Raw genomic sequence first — 15571 nt, 5'->3', positions numbered from 1 at the left:
CGAAAAAAACCTCAATATGTACTCAATTATGTAGAAACTTTCATAATTGCGACATTCCTGTACGTTCGTACCACTGTTTCAACCTCGTAACGGTTCTGCATCTTGCAATGGGTATGGCCCCTGCATAAGTATCCGCAGGCCGGCTCACGAGGTCGCCCTCACCACCAAAAATGACAACAAATCATGAGGCCAACATGCTTAAACACGCAGTCATTCCGTTAATTGTTAGCGCTGGCCTTATGGCCGCAGCTCCTTTCGCCCAAGCGGCGACTAACCTGGTGTTCTGCTCCGAAGGGAGCCCGGCCGGTTTTGACCCAGGCCAGTACACCACCGGAACAGACTTCGATGCTTCGGCAGAGACCATGTTCAACCGCCTGACCCAGTTCGAACGCGGCGGCACCGCTGTGATTCCTGGGCTCGCCACCAAGTGGGACGTGTCCGCGGATGGCCTGACGTACACCTTCACCCTGCGCGACGGCGTGAAGTTCCACACCACCCCGTACTTCAAACCGACCCGTACCTTCAATGCCGATGACGTGCTGTTCACGTTCAACCGCATGATCAACAAGGACGATCCGTTCCGCAAAGCCTACCCCACCGAGTTCCCGTACTTCACGGACATGGGGATGGACACCAACATCAAGAACATCGAGAAAGTCGATGACCACACCGTCAAGTTCACCCTTGGCACCGTGGACGCGGCTTTCATCCAGAACCTGGCCATGAGCTTCGCTTCGATCCAGTCGGCCGAATACGCCGCTCAACTGTTGAAAGACGGCAAGCCCCAGGACATCAACCAGAAGCCGGTCGGCACTGGTCCGTTTGTGTTCAAGAGCTACCAGAAAGACTCGAACATCCGTTACACCGGCAACAAGGATTACTGGAAACCTGAAGACGTGAAGATCGACAACCTGATCTTCGCCATCACCACCGACCCGTCGGTGCGTATCCAGAAGCTGAAGAAAAACGAATGCCAGGTCACCCTGTTCCCGCGTCCGGCCGACCTCAAGGCGCTGGGCGAAGACAAGGACCTGAAACTGCCGCACCAGGCCGGTTTCAACCTGGGCTACATCGCCTACAACGTCATGGACAAGGTCAAGGGCAGCGATCAGCCAAACCCGCTGGCCGACCTGCGCGTACGCCAGGCACTGGACATGTCGGTGAACAAGCAGCAAATCATCGACTCCGTGTACCAGGGCGCCGGCCAACTGGCTGTCAACGCCATGCCGCCGACCCAATGGTCCTACGACACCACCATCAAAGACGCCAAGTACGACCCTGAGAAAGCCAAGTCGCTGCTCAAGGAAGCTGGCGTCAAGGAAGGCACCGAGATCGTGCTGTGGGCCATGCCGGTTCAGCGTCCGTACAACCCGAACGCCAAGCTGATGGCTGAAATGCTGCAGAACGACTGGAAAAAGATCGGTCTCAACGTGAAGATCACCAGCTACGAATGGGGCGAGTACATCAAGCGCTCCAAAGGCGGCGAGAACCAGGCCATGATCATTGGCTGGAGCGGCGACAATGGTGACCCGGACAACTGGCTGAACGTGCTGTTCGGCTGCGATTCGCTGGCCGGTAACAACTTCTCCAAATGGTGTGACAAGAAATTCGACGACACCGTGAAAGAAGCCAAGGCTACTTCGGATGTCGCCAAACGCACCGAGCTGTACAAGCAGGCGCAACATATCCTCAAAGATGCTGTCCCGATGACACCTATCGCGCACTCGACGGTGTATCAACCCATGCGCAACAACGTGCAGGACTTCAAGATCAGCCCGTTTGGCTTGAACTCCTTCTACGGCGTGAGCGTAAGCGGCAAGTAAGGGTCACTAGCGGCGACGTTTCATAACGTCGCCGTTATTGCATCCGCCCAGGACGTAGGAAATAGACCACAGCCGAACCCGTTGCCGTCCTACGGCAACAAACTTCGACCTGCGTCTCCGTTACCTACAACAACAGTCAGATTTTGTGCATTTACTGCGCAGCCCTCGACCCATAACGTCGTAGGGCCGCAGAAGCTTCAATCTGATAGGGCACTTGCCGTGTGGGGTCAGCGATGCATCCCGGTTCTCAACGACCGGGTGATTGCTCGCTGACGACAACTACAAACAAGGATCGGGATCGTCATGCGCCATACCACCGTTCTATCTGCACTGTTTGCCACCAGCCTGCTGGCTGTGGCCACGATGGGCCACGCCGCCGAGAAGAAGAGCCTGGTGTTCTGCTCCGAAGGCAGCCCCGCTGGTTTTGATACCGCGCAATACACCACCGCCACCGACAACGACGCGGCCGAGCCGCTGTACAACCGCCTGGTCGAGTTTGAAAAAGGCGAGACCAACGTAGTACCTGCTCTGGCAACCAAGTGGGATATTTCGCCAGATGGCCTGACCTACACCTTTCACCTGCGTGAAGGGGTGAAATTTCACAGCAACAAGGAGTTCAAGCCGACGCGCGATTTCAACGCCGACGACGTGCTGTTCACCTTCAACCGCATGCTTGACCCCGAGCACCCATTCCGCAAGGCCTACCCCACCGAGTTTCCGTACTTCAACGGGATGAGCCTGAACAAGAACATCGCCAAGGTCGCGAAAACCGACCCGCACACCGTGGTGATGACCTTGAACACGGTAGACGCCGCGTTCGTGCAGAACATCGCCATGAGCTTCGCCGCGATCCTGTCGGCCGAGTACGCAGAGCAACTGCTCAAGAGCGGCAAGCCCAGCGACATCAACCAGAAGCCGATCGGCACTGGCCCGTATGTGTTCCAGCGCTACCAGAAAGACTCGCAGATCCGCTACGCACCCAACAAACAGTACTGGGACCCGAGCAAGGTCAAGCTGGACCAGTTGATCTTCGCCATCAACACCGACGCGTCGGTGCGCGTGCAAAAGCTCAAGGCCGGCGAATGCCAGGTGACCCTGCACCCACGCCCCGCCGACGTCGACGCCCTCAAGGCCGACCCGAACCTGCAATTGCTGACCAAGCCGGGCTTCAACCTCGGTTATATCGCCTACAACGTGCGCCACAAGCCCTTCGACCAGCTCGAAGTGCGCCAGGCGCTGGACATGGCGGTGAACAAGCAAAGCATCCTGAACGCCGTGTACCAGGGCGCCGGGCAAATGGCGGTCAACGCCATGCCGCCGACGCAGTGGTCCTACGACGACACCATCAAGGACGCCGCCTACAACCCGGAAAAAGCCAAGGAACTGCTCAAGGCTGCCGGCGTGAAAGAAGGCACCGAGATCACCCTGTGGGCGATGCCCGTACAACGCCCCTACAACCCCAACGCCAAGCTGATGGCAGAAATGCTGCAGAACGATTGGGCCAAGATCGGCCTGAAAGTGAAGATCGTCAGCTACGAGTGGGGCGAATACATCAAGCGCACCAAGAACGGTGAGCACGATGTGAGCTTGATCGGCTGGACCGGCGACAACGGTGACCCGGACAACTGGCTGGGCACCCTCTATAGCTGCGACGCCATCGGCGGGAACAACTACTCCATGTGGTGTGACCCGGCGTACGACAAGCTGATCAAGCAAGCCAAGGTCGTCACCGACCGCGAACAACGGACTGTTCTGTACAAACAGGCGCAGCAACTGCTCAAGCAGCAGGTGCCGATCACGCCGGTCGCCCACTCGACGGTCAACCAGCCGTTAAGCGCCAAAGTCGAAGGTTTCAAAGTGAGCCCCTTCGGCCGCAACGTGTTCTCGGGCGTCAGTATCACCCCATAAGAAAATAACCGGATGGCGCAGAGCGAAGTTGGCTCTGCGGCAAACGTGCAGCCTTATTTCGGGAATTCCCTTAAGGCAAACGTTTGCAAAGGCTTGAACGAGTTACAAACCCAATAGCCGGATCACCTAATAAGACCGGCATAAAAAAGAGAACCAAAGGAGCTTCACCCATGAAACTGAGCAGCAAAGCGCTTCTGGCCCTGGCCATCAGCACCATCACGGCAACCGCCTACGCTGAACCCGCCAGCCAGGACTTCGTTCCTACCACACTGGCCGGCACGAGCGCACAAAGCGAGGCCAAAGGCTTTATCGAAGATTTCAGCCTGGGCGGCACCACGCGTAACTGGTACTCCCACGAAAGCCTGTACCGTGGCGGTGCCTGGAAATACCGCGAGCATGACCAGATCAAGACCGACCGTAACCGTACCAACTGGGTACAGGGCACCATCCTCAACGCCAGTTCCGGTTTCACCCAGGGCACCGTGGGCGTCAAGACTGAAGTGGCGCTGTACAACGCTCTGGTGCTGGACCGCAGCAAGCGTGATATCAAGGGCGGCTCCAACCGCACCCTGGCTGATTCGAACGGCAATGCTGTAGACCAGTGGAGCAAACTGGGCCTGGCCAACGTGCAGTTCCGCGCGTCGAACACCACCTTGACCGCAGGTCGCCAAAACTTCAGCACACCGATTGTTGACAATATCGGTAACCGTGCATTGCCTTCGAGCTTCCAGGGCGTGAGCTTCGACAGCAAAGAATTCAGCAACCTGTCGTTCCAGGGTGGCGTGTTCGACCGCGTTTCCCCACGTACCGAGCAGAGCCTGTCGAAGTTCCGCGCAGAGTACAGCCAACAAGGTGCCAAAAGCGCGACGACTGACAAGGTCTACACCCTGGGTGCCAACTACCAGCCGTTTGAAAGCCTGAAAACCAGCTTCTTCGGCGCCCAAGTGAAAGACTTCTGGAACCAGTACTACTTCGGCGCAACCCACGAGTTGGGTGACAGTCAGACCCTGTCTCTGACCACCGGCCTGAACTACTACAAAACCGTCGATGAAGGCAAAAAGTTGATGGGCTACATCGACAACGACACTTACTCGTTGTCGCTTGGCCTTACGCACCAGGCTCACAGCCTGACGTTCGCCTATCAGGAAGTGAACGGTAACGAGTATTTCGACTACCTGCACGAAACCAACGGCATCTACCTGGCCAACTCCCTGACCTCCGACTTCAACGGTCCGAACGAGAAATCCTTCCAGGTCGCCTATGGCCTCAACATGGCCGAATACGGCGTGCCGGGCCTGAAGTTCAACATCTACACGGCTCGCGGCTGGGGCATCGACGGTACTCACTACACAGGTAACCGTAACGGTGCGTTCGCCTATACCGGTATCGAGACACAGGACGGCGAGAAGCATCAGGAATACGGTGTAGGGACCAGCTACGCAATCCAGAGCGGCCCGCTCAAGGCCACCGCGATTCGCGCCACCTACGTCGAACACCGTGCCAGTGCAAACCAATCTGACGGTTCTATCAAAGAGTTCCGTCTGGTTACCACCATCCCGTTCAACATTCTTTAATTAGCGCCAGGTAGACGGCGGGCTCAGGACGAGCCCGCCGTTTACGCTTGTCTGGTCCCATCGATTGTTCGAGGTCTGCGAATGAAAATGCTCCCGCTACAAGCCGCTATCGCCGCTGCGCTGTTGAGCGTGGCCGTCGGCATTTCGGCCAAACCGCTGGTGGTCTGCACCGAAGCCAGCCCGGAAGGCTTCGATCCGGTCCTGTACACCACGGCCGTCACCGCTGACGCCGCTGCGGAAACAATGTTCAACCGCCTGGTGGACTTCAAGCCCGGCACCACCGAAGTGGTTCCGGCGCTGGCCAAGGCCCTGCCTGAAATCAGCGAAGATGGCCTGACCTATACCTTCCACCTGCGTGAAGACATCAAGTTCCACACCACCGACTACTTCAAACCCACGCGCAACCTGAATGCCGACGACGTGCTTTGGAGCTTCCAGCGCCAGCTGGACCCGAACCATCCGTGGCACAAAAAGTCCCTCGTGGGCTACCCGTACTTCGAAAGCATGGGCTTCAAGGAACTGCTCAAGAGCGTAGAGAAAACCGACGATCACACCGTCGTCTTTACCCTGACCCGTCCTGAAGCGCCGTTTTTGGCCGACCTGGGCATGGCGTTTTCCTCGATCCACTCCGCCGAATACGCCGACCAGTTGCTCAAGTCCGGCAAGACCGATGACCTGAACGCCAAGCCGATCGGCACCGGGCCGTTTATCTTCACGCGCTACGCCAAGGACGCCCAGGTGCGCTACAAGGCCAACCCGGAGTACTTCCGTGGCAAGCCGCCGGCCGATCCGCTGATCCTGGCGATTACCACCGACAACAACGTGCGCCTGCAAAAGCTCAAGGCCAACGAGTGCCAGGTCGCGCTGTATCCAAAACCGGATGACGTGGCGAGCATGCAAGCCGACCCGAACCTGAAGGTCGACGGGTTGGCGGCAATGACCACCAGCTACATCGCCATGAACACCACCCACAAATACATGAGCGACGCGCGGGTACGCCACGCCATCAACATCGCGTTCGACAAAGCCGGCTATACCGACGCACTGTTCGGCAAAGGCAACGCGGTGGTGGGCACCGGCCCGTATCCGCCGACCTTGCTGGGCTTCAACGACAAGTTGAAAAACCCGCCACGGGACCTGGACAAAGCCCGCGCCCTGCTCAAGGAAGCCGGCGTACCGGAAGGCACCGAATTTACCTTGTTCACCCGTAACGGCGGCGGGCCGACCAACCCCAACCCAATGTTGGGCGCCCAGCGCATGCAGGCTGACCTGGCGCAGATTGGCCTGAAGATCAATATCAAAGTCATGGAATGGGGCGAAATGCTCAAGCGCGCCAAAGGTGGCGAGCACGACATGGTCTCGGCCGGCTGGGTGGGCGATAACGGCGACCCGGATAACTTCCTCACGCCGAACCTGAGTTGCGATGCAGCGAAAAACGGCGAAAACTACGCGCGCTGGTGTAACAAGGAGTTTCAGGACTTGATCGACAAGGCCCGTGCCGCCAAGGAACCCGCCACACGCGCGGCGCTCTATGAACAAGCACAGGACGTTTTCGAACAAGACCAACCATGGCTTCCCATGGCGTACCCGAAACTGTTCACCGCCATGCGCAAAAACGTAGAGGGCTACACCCTTAGCCCTCTCGGCACCAATAACTTCGCCACTACCCAGGCGAAGTAAATAAGAAAAACGCTCGGCACCGCCCACCTGGGTGGTGCCGGACCTGCCTAACCGGCTGATTGAGGTACACGACAAGATGTTTAGTTTTATTGCCCGCCGACTGGGGTTATTGATCCCCACGTTTTTCGGCATCACGTTGCTCACGTTTGCGTTGATTCGCATGATCCCTGGCGACCCCGTCGAAGTGATGATGGGTGAAAGGCGCGTCGACCCCGAGATGCACGCACAGGCAATGGAACGCCTTGGCCTTAACAAGCCGTTGTATGCGCAATACCTGGACTACGTCGGCAAGCTCGCCCAGGGTGACCTTGGCGAATCCCTGCGTACCCGCACCAGCGTGTGGACCGAGTTCACCGCCCTCTTCCCGGCGACCCTGGAACTGTCCATGGCCGCCCTGTTGTTCGCCGGTATCCTGGGCCTGCTGGCCGGGGTGATCGCGGCCTTGAAACGAGGATCGCTGTTCGACCACGGGGTGATGGGCATCTCCCTCGCGGGATATTCGATGCCGATCTTCTGGTGGGGCCTGATCCTGATCATGTTCTTCTCGGTGAGCCTGGGCTGGACCCCGGTGTCCGGGCGTATCGACCTGCTCTACGACATCGAGCCGCGCACCGGCTTCATGCTGATCGACACCCTGCTGGCTGACGAGCCGGACGCCTTCTGGGACGCGCTGCACCACCTGATCCTGCCGGCCATCGTGCTCGGCACCATCCCGCTGGCAGTGATCGCACGGATGACCCGTTCGTCGATGCTCGAAGTGCTGCGCGAAGACTACATCCGTACCGCCAAGGCCAAGGGCCTGTCGCCGGCGCGCGTGGTATTCGTCCACGGCCTGCGTAACGCGCTGATCCCGGTACTGACCGTGGTCGGCCTGCAAGTCGGCACGCTGTTGGCCGGTGCGGTCCTGACCGAAACCATCTTCTCGTGGCCCGGCATCGGCAAATGGCTGATCGAAGCCATTGGCGCACGGGACTACCCGGTGGTGCAAAACGGCATCCTGCTGATCGCCTGCCTGGTGATCCTGGTGAACTTCGTGGTGGATATCCTCTACGGCTTCGCCAACCCACGCATCCGTCACCAGCGCTGAGATTATGACCATGACCACACCAACTCCCGTGTCAGCAGTCGATCAAAGCCTGCTGTACCCGTCCCCGTACAAAGAATTCTGGCAAGCCTTTTCCAAGAACAAAGGCGCGGTTGCCGGCCTGGCCTTCATGCTGCTGATCGTGTTCTGCGCGCTGTTCGCCCCTTGGGTGGCGCCGCATAACCCCAGCGAGCAATACCGCGACTTCCTGCTGACACCGCCAGCCTGGCTGGAAGGTGGGCAGATCCAGTTCCTGCTGGGCACCGACGAACTGGGCCGTGACCTGCTCTCGCGCCTGATCCAGGGCTCGCGCCTGTCGTTGCTGATCGGTTTGTCATCGGTGGTGATGTCGCTGATCCCGGGCATCCTGCTGGGCCTGTTCGCCGGGTTCTTCCCGCGCTTGCTTGGCCCAACCATCATGCGCCTGATGGACATCATGCTGGCCCTGCCGTCGCTGCTGCTGGCCGTAGCCATTGTCGCGATCCTCGGCCCTGGCCTGATCAACACCGTGATCGCCATCGCCATCGTCTCGCTGCCGTCCTATGTGCGCCTGACCCGTGCCGCCGTGATGGGCGAACTGAACCGTGACTACGTGACCGCCGCCCGCCTCGCCGGCGCCGGCCTGCCACGCCTGATGTTCATCACCGTGCTGCCCAACTGCATGGCGCCGCTGATCGTGCAGGCCACCCTGAGCTTCTCGTCGGCGATCCTCGACGCGGCCGCCCTGGGCTTCCTCGGCCTTGGCGTACAACCGCCAACCCCGGAGTGGGGCACCATGCTGGCTTCGGCCCGTGACTACATCGAACGCGCCTGGTGGGTGGTGAGCTTGCCTGGTTTGACCATTTTGCTCAGCGTGCTGGCAATCAACTTGATGGGTGACGGCCTGCGCGATGCGCTGGACCCGAAACTCAAGAACGCCGCCTGAGGAGATTCCCATGTCACTGTTAGAAATCAAGAATCTCAACGTCCGCTTCGGCGACAAGACCGCCGTACCGGTGGTCGATGGCCTCGACATCTCCGTCGACAAAGGCGAAGTACTGGCGATCGTTGGCGAGTCGGGCTCGGGTAAATCCGTGACCATGATGGCGCTGATGGGCCTGATCGAGCACCCCGGCATCGTCACCGCCGACGCCCTGAACTTCGACGGCAAGGACATGCTCAAGCTGAGCAACCGCCAGCGCCGCCAGATCGTCGGCAAAGACCTGGCGATGGTGTTCCAGGACCCGATGACCGCGCTGAACCCCAGCTACACCGTGGGTTTCCAGATTGAAGAAGTGCTGCGCCTGCACCTGAAAATGTCCGGCAAGCAAGCGCGCAAACGCGCCATCGAACTGTTGGAAAAGGTCGAAATCCCCGGCGCTGCCAGCCGCATGGATGCCTACCCGCACCAACTGTCCGGCGGTATGAGCCAGCGCGTGGCAATCGCCATGGCAATTGCCGGCGAGCCGAAACTGCTGATCGCCGATGAGCCGACCACTGCACTGGACGTAACGATTCAGGCGCAGATCATGGAGCTGCTGCTGGCCCTGCAGAAAGAGCAGAACATGGGCCTGGTGCTGATCACTCACGACCTCGCAGTCGTGGCTGAAACCGCCCAGCGTGTGTGCGTGATGTACGCCGGCCAAGCGGTAGAAGTCGGCCAGGTGCCGCAGTTGTTCGATATCCCGGCGCATCCGTACAGCGAAGCGCTGCTCAAGGCGATCCCCGAGCACAGCCTGGGCGCCACGCGCCTGGCCACGCTGCCGGGTATCGTTCCCGGTCGTTATGACCGCCCGCAGGGTTGCCTGCTGTCGCCACGTTGCCCGTATGTGCAGGAATCCTGCCGTGCCCAGCGTCCGGGGCTTGATCCAAAAACCAACAGCCTCGCGCGCTGCTTCTACCCCTTGAACCAGGAGGTGGCGTAATGGCCGTCGTTCTTACCGCCCGCGACCTTACCCGTCACTACGAAGTGTCCCGTGGCCTGTTCAAGGGCCATGCGCTGGTGCGTGCACTCAATGGCGTGTCCTTCGAGCTGGAAGCCGGCAAGACCCTCGCCGTGGTCGGCGAGTCGGGCTGCGGCAAATCCACCCTGGCCCGTGCACTCACGCTGATTGAAGAGCCGTCTTCGGGCTCCTTGAAAATCGCCGGCCAGGAAGTCGCCGGCGCCGACAAGGCCCAGCGCAAGCAATTGCGCAAAGACGTGCAGATGGTGTTCCAGAGCCCGTACGCGTCGTTGAACCCTCGGCAGAAAGTCGGCGATCAACTCGGCGAGCCGCTGTTGATCAACACCAACCTGTCCGCCGCCGAACGCCGCGAGAAAGTGCAGGCGATGATGAAGCAAGTGGGCCTGCGCCCCGAGCATTATCAGCGCTACCCGCACATGTTCTCCGGTGGCCAGCGCCAGCGCATCGCGTTGGCCCGGGCGATGATGCTGCAACCGAAAGTGCTGGTGGCAGATGAGCCGACCTCGGCACTCGACGTATCGATCCAGGCCCAGGTGCTCAACCTGTTCATGGATTTGCAGCAGGAATTCAACACCGCCTACGTGTTCATTTCCCACAACCTCGCGGTGGTGCAACACGTCGCCGATGACGTGATGGTCATGTACCTCGGCCGCCCGGTGGAAGTCGGTCCCAAGGAAGACATCTACGCGCGCCCGCTGCACCCGTATACCCAGGCGCTGCTGTCGGCCACCCCGACCATCCACCCGGACCCGAACAAGCCGAAGATCAAGATCGTCGGCGAGCTGCCCAACCCGCTGAACCCGCCGCCCGGCTGCGCTTTCCACAAGCGCTGCCCGTATGCGACAGCACGGTGCAGCAGCGAGGAGCCGCAGTTGCGCGCCCTGGATAACCGCCAGGTGGCTTGCCACTACGCGGAGCAGTTTGTGGCGTAAGGATCGTTCCCACGCTCTGCGTGGGAATGCCGCTTGGGGCGCTCTGCGCCCCGCCGTTCGGCGCAAGGCTCAAGAATGGTGACGCTGAGCGTCACTGGAGACATTCCCACGCAGAGCGTGGGAACGATCGCCCTGGGTGATCAGGCCCAAGGCATTACAAGAGTTCTACCGCCCCACCCGTCGGATTGCGCATCAGTCCGGCAGGTGGGGCTTTTTTTCGCCTCGACTCAAGTATCGCTGTCACCTTCGCTGTCATCGTCTTCCGGTGGGGCTTGCTGGTCGTCGTCATCCGCGGAGCCGCCTTGGTCTTTGTCACCGGCTTCTGATTCGCTCTTGGCCAGAAGCAAGCTCTTCGCCGCCACAAACCCAGGCGCCTGGCTTTGCACGGCGCTATTGGCCCATGCGGTGGTGGTACCCAGCGTTAACAGCACCAACACTTTCAGCAGCAGCACTAAACGTTGAAAGATAGTCATCGTCGGTTTCCGTCCAGTCAGTGAACTACGTGCCCCGGCGTTCGGCCGGTGCTCACCATCAAGCTAGTTCCGATCCAGGGTTTGCGCCACTCGCCCTTCAGGTGTCGCCGTCGTCGTAGGTTTCGCTGTCTTCCCCTTCGTTGTAGGGGTTTTCGGCGTCTTCCTTGGGCGCGGGCTGGGCCTGGGGCTGCCAACTGCCGGAGTTGACCTCCTGTTGCTTGCGCTTGGTGACCGGGCCGGTGTCTTTCCACTGGGGTGTGCCGGCGCCGGCCAGGGCGGGGGCGGCGGGTAGCGCCAGGCCGGCGAGTAGAACCAGATGGATAACGCGTTGAATACTAAACACAGCGGTCTCCTTTACGGTCGGTGGGTAAAAACTAGACCCGATATAGGGTTCTCGCCAATCCCAAGGCTGATGAAGACCAAAATGTGGGAGCGGGCTTGCTCGCGAATGCGGAGTGTCATTCACAGCATCTGCTGGATGATCCACCGCATTCGCGAGCAAGCCCGCTCCCACACAAGCCCATTCCCACAGTTAGTGTTGTGTCGGGCATGAAAAAGGGTGAAGCCATCACAGCTTCACCCTTCTCGATACCGCTCAGCCCTTAGTGGTGCTCGCGGGTCGCGCGGAATTTCACATCCGGCCAGCGTTCTTCCATCAACGCCAGGTTCACCCGGGTCGGGGCCAGGTAGGTCAAGTGACCACCGCCGTCCACCGCGAGGTTTTCCACAGCCTTGTTGGAGAACTCTTCCAACTTCTTCTTATCGCTGCAATCGATCCAGCGCGCGGAGTACACGGTGATTGGCTCGTAGGAGCATTCAACCTTGTATTCCTCTTTCAAGCGGCTGGCCACCACATCGAACTGCAGCACACCGACGGCGCCGAGGATGATGTCGTTGCTGCGCTCCGGGAAGAACACCTGGGTGGCGCCCTCTTCCGCGAGTTGCTGCAGGCCCTGGCGCAGTTGCTTGGATTTCAGCGGGTCACGCAGGCGTACGCGGCGGAACAGTTCCGGGGCGAAGTGCGGGATACCGGTGAAGCCCAGCGCTTCGCCTTCGGTGAAGGTGTCACCGATCTGGATGGTGCCGTGGTTGTGCAGGCCGATGATGTCGCCGGCGTAGGCCTCTTCCAGCTGTTCACGCTCGGAGGAGAAGAACGTCAGGGCGTCGCCGATGCGCACGTCCTTGCCGGTGCGCACGTGGCGCATCTTCATGCCTTTTTCGTATTTGCCGGAGCAGATACGCATGAAGGCGATACGGTCGCGGTGTTTCGGGTCCATGTTCGCCTGGATCTTGAACACGAAACCGGTGAATTTCTCTTCCACAGGCTCCACGGTGCGCTCATTGGCCACGCGGGCCAGAGGCTTCGGCGCCCAATCCACAACGGCGTCGAGTACGTGGTCGACACCGAAGTTACCCAACGCAGTACCGAAGAACACCGGGGTCAGTTGGCCGTCGAGGAACTCCTGCTGGTTGAATTCATGGCAGGCGCCCTGCACCAGTTCCAGCTGCTCGACAAAGCGGTCGTACTCGTCACCCAGGTGGGCGCGGGCTTCGTCCGAATCGAGTTTCTCGATGATCTTGGTTTCGGTGCGTTCGTGACCGTGGCCAGCGGTGTAGACAATGATGTAGTCGTCAGCCAGGTGGTACACGCCCTTGAAGTCGCGGTAGCAACCAATCGGCCAGGTGATCGGCGCGGCCTTGATCTTCAGGACGGCTTCGATTTCATCCAACAGCTCGATCGGGTCGCGGATGTCGCGGTCGAGTTTGTTGATGAAGCTGACGATCGGCGTGTCACGCAGACGGCACACGTCCATCAGGGCGATGGTGCGTGGCTCGACGCCTTTACCGCCGTCGAGGACCATCAGCGCCGAGTCGACCGCGGTCAGGGTGCGGTAGGTATCTTCGGAGAAGTCTTCGTGGCCCGGGGTGTCGAGCAGGTTGACCATGTGGTCGCGATACGGGAACTGCATGACCGACGTGGTAATGGAAATACCCCGTTGTTTTTCCATTTCCATCCAGTCGGAGGTGGCATGGCGGTCGGATTTGCGGGATTTCACCGTGCCGGCCACAGCGATTGCCTTGCCCATCAGCAAGAGTTTCTCGGTGATGGTGGTTTTACCGGCATCGGGGTGGGAAATAATGGCGAAAGTGCGGCGTTTCGCGACTTCGGCGGCCTGGTGGGTCATGGGAAATCGCCTGGCAGGTGAGTCAAAAAAGGGCGGCGAGTATAGCGCAAACCCCGGGCGCCGGACCACCGTTCACCCGATTAGGGGTGGCTAAATGCTGCCAAGTATGGAACCTTTTAAAAGGTCGAGACGTCCACTCCCCTGCTACCGCACTCGGAACAGGGGCTGATAAATCAGCAAGTTAGCCTGACGAGGCTGCGCTCATGGCTTGATCTCCCGTCGTCTTACCGACGAGACCAAGCTGCTTTTCGCGAACTCATTCGCCGACAGCCAGGAATGGCATTGCCGCTCGGAAATGTGTTCGCCGACAAAAGAAAAAAGGAGTCCGCCTGTGGCTATTCGCTATGGCAAAGGGCTGATAGGAGGTGCGGTTGTCGTCGCCCTTCTGGCCCTGCTGATCCACTGGATCGGCATCAACACGATCGAACTGTACCGCGACGATTTGTTGTTTTACCTGCAAGCACACCTGATCCTCGTTCTAGTCTCCATGCTGGCCGCCCTTGTTGTGGGCATCCCCGCCGGTATCCTGCTCAGCCGACCGCACATGGTCGGGCGCGCAGAACGCTTCATGCAGATCTTCAACATCGGCAACACCGTCCCTCCCCTGGCCGTACTGGCCATCGCCCTCGGCGTGCTCGGCATCGGCAGCGGCCCGGCGATCTTCGCGCTGTTCCTCGCCTCCCTCCTGCCCATCGTGCGCAACACCTACGAAGGCCTGAAAAACGTCCAGGGCTCCCTGAAAGAAGCCGCCACCGGCATCGGCATGACGCCGCGCCAGGTCCTGCTGCGGGTGGAATTGCCCAACGCCGTGCCGATCATCATCGGTGGCGTGCGCGTGGCCCTGGCGATCAACGTCGGCACCGCACCGCTGGCGTTCCTGATTGGCGCCAACAGCCTGGGCAGCCTGATCTTCCCCGGCATCGCCCTGAACAACCAGCCGCAATTGCTGCTCGGTGCCGCGTGTACCGCGTTGCTGGCATTGCTGCTTGACGGTCTGGTGACCCTGGCCAGCCGCCTCTGGCTGGAACGCGGGTTGCGCGCGTCTTAAGGCTTGGCAAAGGAATCGACATGAAAAAACTTAGCTTGATATTAGGCTGCGTCCTGCTGTTCGCAGGCATTGCGCAAGCCGCTGAAAAACCAGTAATCCGCATCGGCGCCCGGGTGTTCACCGAACAGACCCTGCTCGCCGAAATCACCTCCCAATACCTGCGCACCAAGGGTTACGACACCCGCGTGACCGGTGGCCTGGGCAGCAACCTGGCGCGCAGTGCCCAGGAAAGCGGGCAACTGGACCTGATCTGGGAATACACCGGCGTGTCGCTGGTGGCCTACAACCATGTGGACGAGAAGCTCGACAGCGAACAGTCCTACGCCCGAGTGAAAGAACTCGACGCGAAAAAAGGCCTGGTCTGGCTCTCCCCTTCGCGCTTCAGCAACACCTACGCCCTGGCACTGCCGGAAAAAGTGGCTGCCGAGCATCCCGAGATCAACAGCATCAGCGACCTGACCCAAGCCGTGGCGGACGATGCCCAAGCCCATCGCCTGGTGGCCCTGGACACCGAGTTCGCCAACCGCTCCGACGGCCTGGCTGGCATGGTCAAGCTGTACGACATGAACCTGACCCGCAAGAACACCCGGCAGATGGACGCCGGCCTGGTCTACACCGCGCTGCGTAATGGCCAGGTGTTTGCGGGCTTGGTCTACACCACCGACGGTCGCCTCAACGCCTTCAAATTGAAGCTGCTGGCAGACGACAAACACTACTTCCCGGACTACACCGCCGCGCCCGTGGTGCGTCAGTCGTATCTCGACGCCCACCCGGAACTGGCCGCTGACCTCAAGCCATTGGCCGATCTGTTCGACGACGAAACCATGCGCCAGTTGAACGCACGGGTCGACGTTGACCATGAAAGCCCATCCGCAGTTGCCGCAGATTTCCTGCGCCAACATCCGATCAATCAATAAGAG

Annotated in this window: 13 protein-coding genes; 10 read left to right on the top strand and 3 right to left on the bottom strand. The window is 60.0% G+C overall.

What is annotated here, in order from left to right:
- The first annotated feature begins 194 nt into the window (after positions 1-194).
- The 8 genes from ACZRMO_RS00835 (at position 195) to ACZRMO_RS00800 (ending at position 10944) form a co-directional block, all read left to right on the top strand.
- On the top strand, positions 195-1823 hold the full coding sequence (locus ACZRMO_RS00835) for an ABC transporter substrate-binding protein (RefSeq protein WP_463971593.1): 1629 nt from the start codon (positions 195-197) through the stop codon (positions 1821-1823).
- Between the two features lie 303 nt (positions 1824-2126).
- Positions 2127-3731, top strand: a complete 1605-nt coding sequence (locus tag ACZRMO_RS00830; RefSeq protein ID WP_463971592.1) for an ABC transporter substrate-binding protein — start codon at positions 2127-2129, stop codon at positions 3729-3731.
- A 170-nt stretch (positions 3732-3901) separates the two neighbouring features.
- Positions 3902-5305 carry an OprD family porin gene (locus ACZRMO_RS00825; RefSeq protein ID WP_463971591.1) on the top strand — a complete coding sequence of 468 codons (1404 nt, stop codon included), beginning with the start codon at positions 3902-3904 and terminating at the stop codon, positions 5303-5305.
- Between the two features lie 81 nt (positions 5306-5386).
- Positions 5387-6985 carry an ABC transporter substrate-binding protein gene (locus tag ACZRMO_RS00820; protein WP_463971590.1) on the top strand — a complete coding sequence of 533 codons (1599 nt, stop codon included), beginning with the start codon at positions 5387-5389 and terminating at the stop codon, positions 6983-6985.
- Between the two features lie 76 nt (positions 6986-7061).
- Positions 7062-8072 carry an ABC transporter permease subunit gene (locus ACZRMO_RS00815; protein ID WP_003171721.1) on the top strand — a complete coding sequence of 337 codons (1011 nt, stop codon included), beginning with the start codon at positions 7062-7064 and terminating at the stop codon, positions 8070-8072.
- A 10-nt stretch (positions 8073-8082) separates the two neighbouring features.
- On the top strand, positions 8083-8994 hold the full coding sequence (locus tag ACZRMO_RS00810; protein ID WP_026137147.1) for an ABC transporter permease subunit: 912 nt from the start codon (positions 8083-8085) through the stop codon (positions 8992-8994).
- 10 nt (positions 8995-9004) lie between these two features.
- Positions 9005-9973 (top strand): ABC transporter ATP-binding protein, encoded by a 969-nt coding sequence (locus tag ACZRMO_RS00805; RefSeq protein ID WP_017739469.1) that lies wholly within the window; start codon positions 9005-9007, stop codon positions 9971-9973.
- The gene (locus ACZRMO_RS00800) at positions 9973-10944 is read left to right on the top strand and encodes a peptide ABC transporter ATP-binding protein (RefSeq protein WP_017138288.1); all 972 of its coding nucleotides are present in this window, start codon (positions 9973-9975) and stop codon (positions 10942-10944) included. Before ACZRMO_RS00805 ends, ACZRMO_RS00800 begins: the two co-directional genes overlap by 1 nt.
- Positions 10945-11171: 227 nt before the next feature.
- Here ACZRMO_RS00800 and ACZRMO_RS00795 read toward each other — a convergent pair whose 3' ends face one another.
- From ACZRMO_RS00795 to ACZRMO_RS00785, 3 genes are all read right to left on the bottom strand, one after another.
- A complete protein-coding gene (locus ACZRMO_RS00795; RefSeq protein ID WP_463971589.1) occupies positions 11172-11417 on the bottom strand; it encodes a hypothetical protein in 246 nt (81 codons plus the stop codon).
- Between the two features lie 97 nt (positions 11418-11514).
- The gene (locus tag ACZRMO_RS00790; RefSeq protein WP_448184134.1) at positions 11515-11760 is read right to left on the bottom strand and encodes a hypothetical protein; all 246 of its coding nucleotides are present in this window, start codon (positions 11758-11760) and stop codon (positions 11515-11517) included.
- A 259-nt stretch (positions 11761-12019) separates the two neighbouring features.
- Positions 12020-13603 (bottom strand): peptide chain release factor 3, encoded by a 1584-nt coding sequence (locus ACZRMO_RS00785; RefSeq protein WP_124527502.1) that lies wholly within the window; start codon positions 13601-13603, stop codon positions 12020-12022.
- Between the two features lie 331 nt (positions 13604-13934).
- Between ACZRMO_RS00785 and ACZRMO_RS00780 the strand changes: the two genes are divergently transcribed.
- Together ACZRMO_RS00780 and ACZRMO_RS00775 are read left to right on the top strand one after the other, a co-directional pair.
- Positions 13935-14651: an ABC transporter permease gene (locus tag ACZRMO_RS00780; RefSeq protein WP_463971588.1), complete on the top strand. Its 717-nt coding sequence runs from the start codon at positions 13935-13937 to the stop codon at positions 14649-14651.
- A gap of 20 nt (positions 14652-14671) precedes the next feature.
- Positions 14672-15568: a glycine betaine ABC transporter substrate-binding protein gene (locus ACZRMO_RS00775; RefSeq protein WP_463971587.1), complete on the top strand. Its 897-nt coding sequence runs from the start codon at positions 14672-14674 to the stop codon at positions 15566-15568.
- Positions 15569-15571 lie beyond the last annotated feature (3 nt).

It is taken from the genome of Pseudomonas sp. B611 (genome assembly GCF_055407965.1).
The sequence above is the reverse complement of the archived record's forward strand: the minus strand, read 5'-3'. Positions and strand labels throughout refer to the sequence as shown.

Coding starts and splice junctions, on each gene's coding strand:
- ACZRMO_RS00800 (WP_017138288.1), top strand. CDS start 9,973: ATGGCCGTCGTTCTTACCGCCCGCGACCTTACCCGTCACTACGAAGTG.
- ACZRMO_RS00815 (WP_003171721.1), top strand. CDS start 7,062: ATGTTTAGTTTTATTGCCCGCCGACTGGGGTTATTGATCCCCACGTTT.
- ACZRMO_RS00810 (WP_026137147.1), top strand. CDS start 8,083: ATGACCACACCAACTCCCGTGTCAGCAGTCGATCAAAGCCTGCTGTAC.
- ACZRMO_RS00820 (WP_463971590.1), top strand. CDS start 5,387: ATGAAAATGCTCCCGCTACAAGCCGCTATCGCCGCTGCGCTGTTGAGC.
- ACZRMO_RS00835 (WP_463971593.1), top strand. CDS start 195: ATGCTTAAACACGCAGTCATTCCGTTAATTGTTAGCGCTGGCCTTATG.
- ACZRMO_RS00795 (WP_463971589.1), bottom strand. CDS start 11,417: ATGACTATCTTTCAACGTTTAGTGCTGCTGCTGAAAGTGTTGGTGCTG.
- ACZRMO_RS00825 (WP_463971591.1), top strand. CDS start 3,902: ATGAAACTGAGCAGCAAAGCGCTTCTGGCCCTGGCCATCAGCACCATC.
- ACZRMO_RS00775 (WP_463971587.1), top strand. CDS start 14,672: ATGAAAAAACTTAGCTTGATATTAGGCTGCGTCCTGCTGTTCGCAGGC.
- ACZRMO_RS00785 (WP_124527502.1), bottom strand. CDS start 13,603: ATGACCCACCAGGCCGCCGAAGTCGCGAAACGCCGCACTTTCGCCATT.
- ACZRMO_RS00830 (WP_463971592.1), top strand. CDS start 2,127: ATGCGCCATACCACCGTTCTATCTGCACTGTTTGCCACCAGCCTGCTG.
- ACZRMO_RS00805 (WP_017739469.1), top strand. CDS start 9,005: ATGTCACTGTTAGAAATCAAGAATCTCAACGTCCGCTTCGGCGACAAG.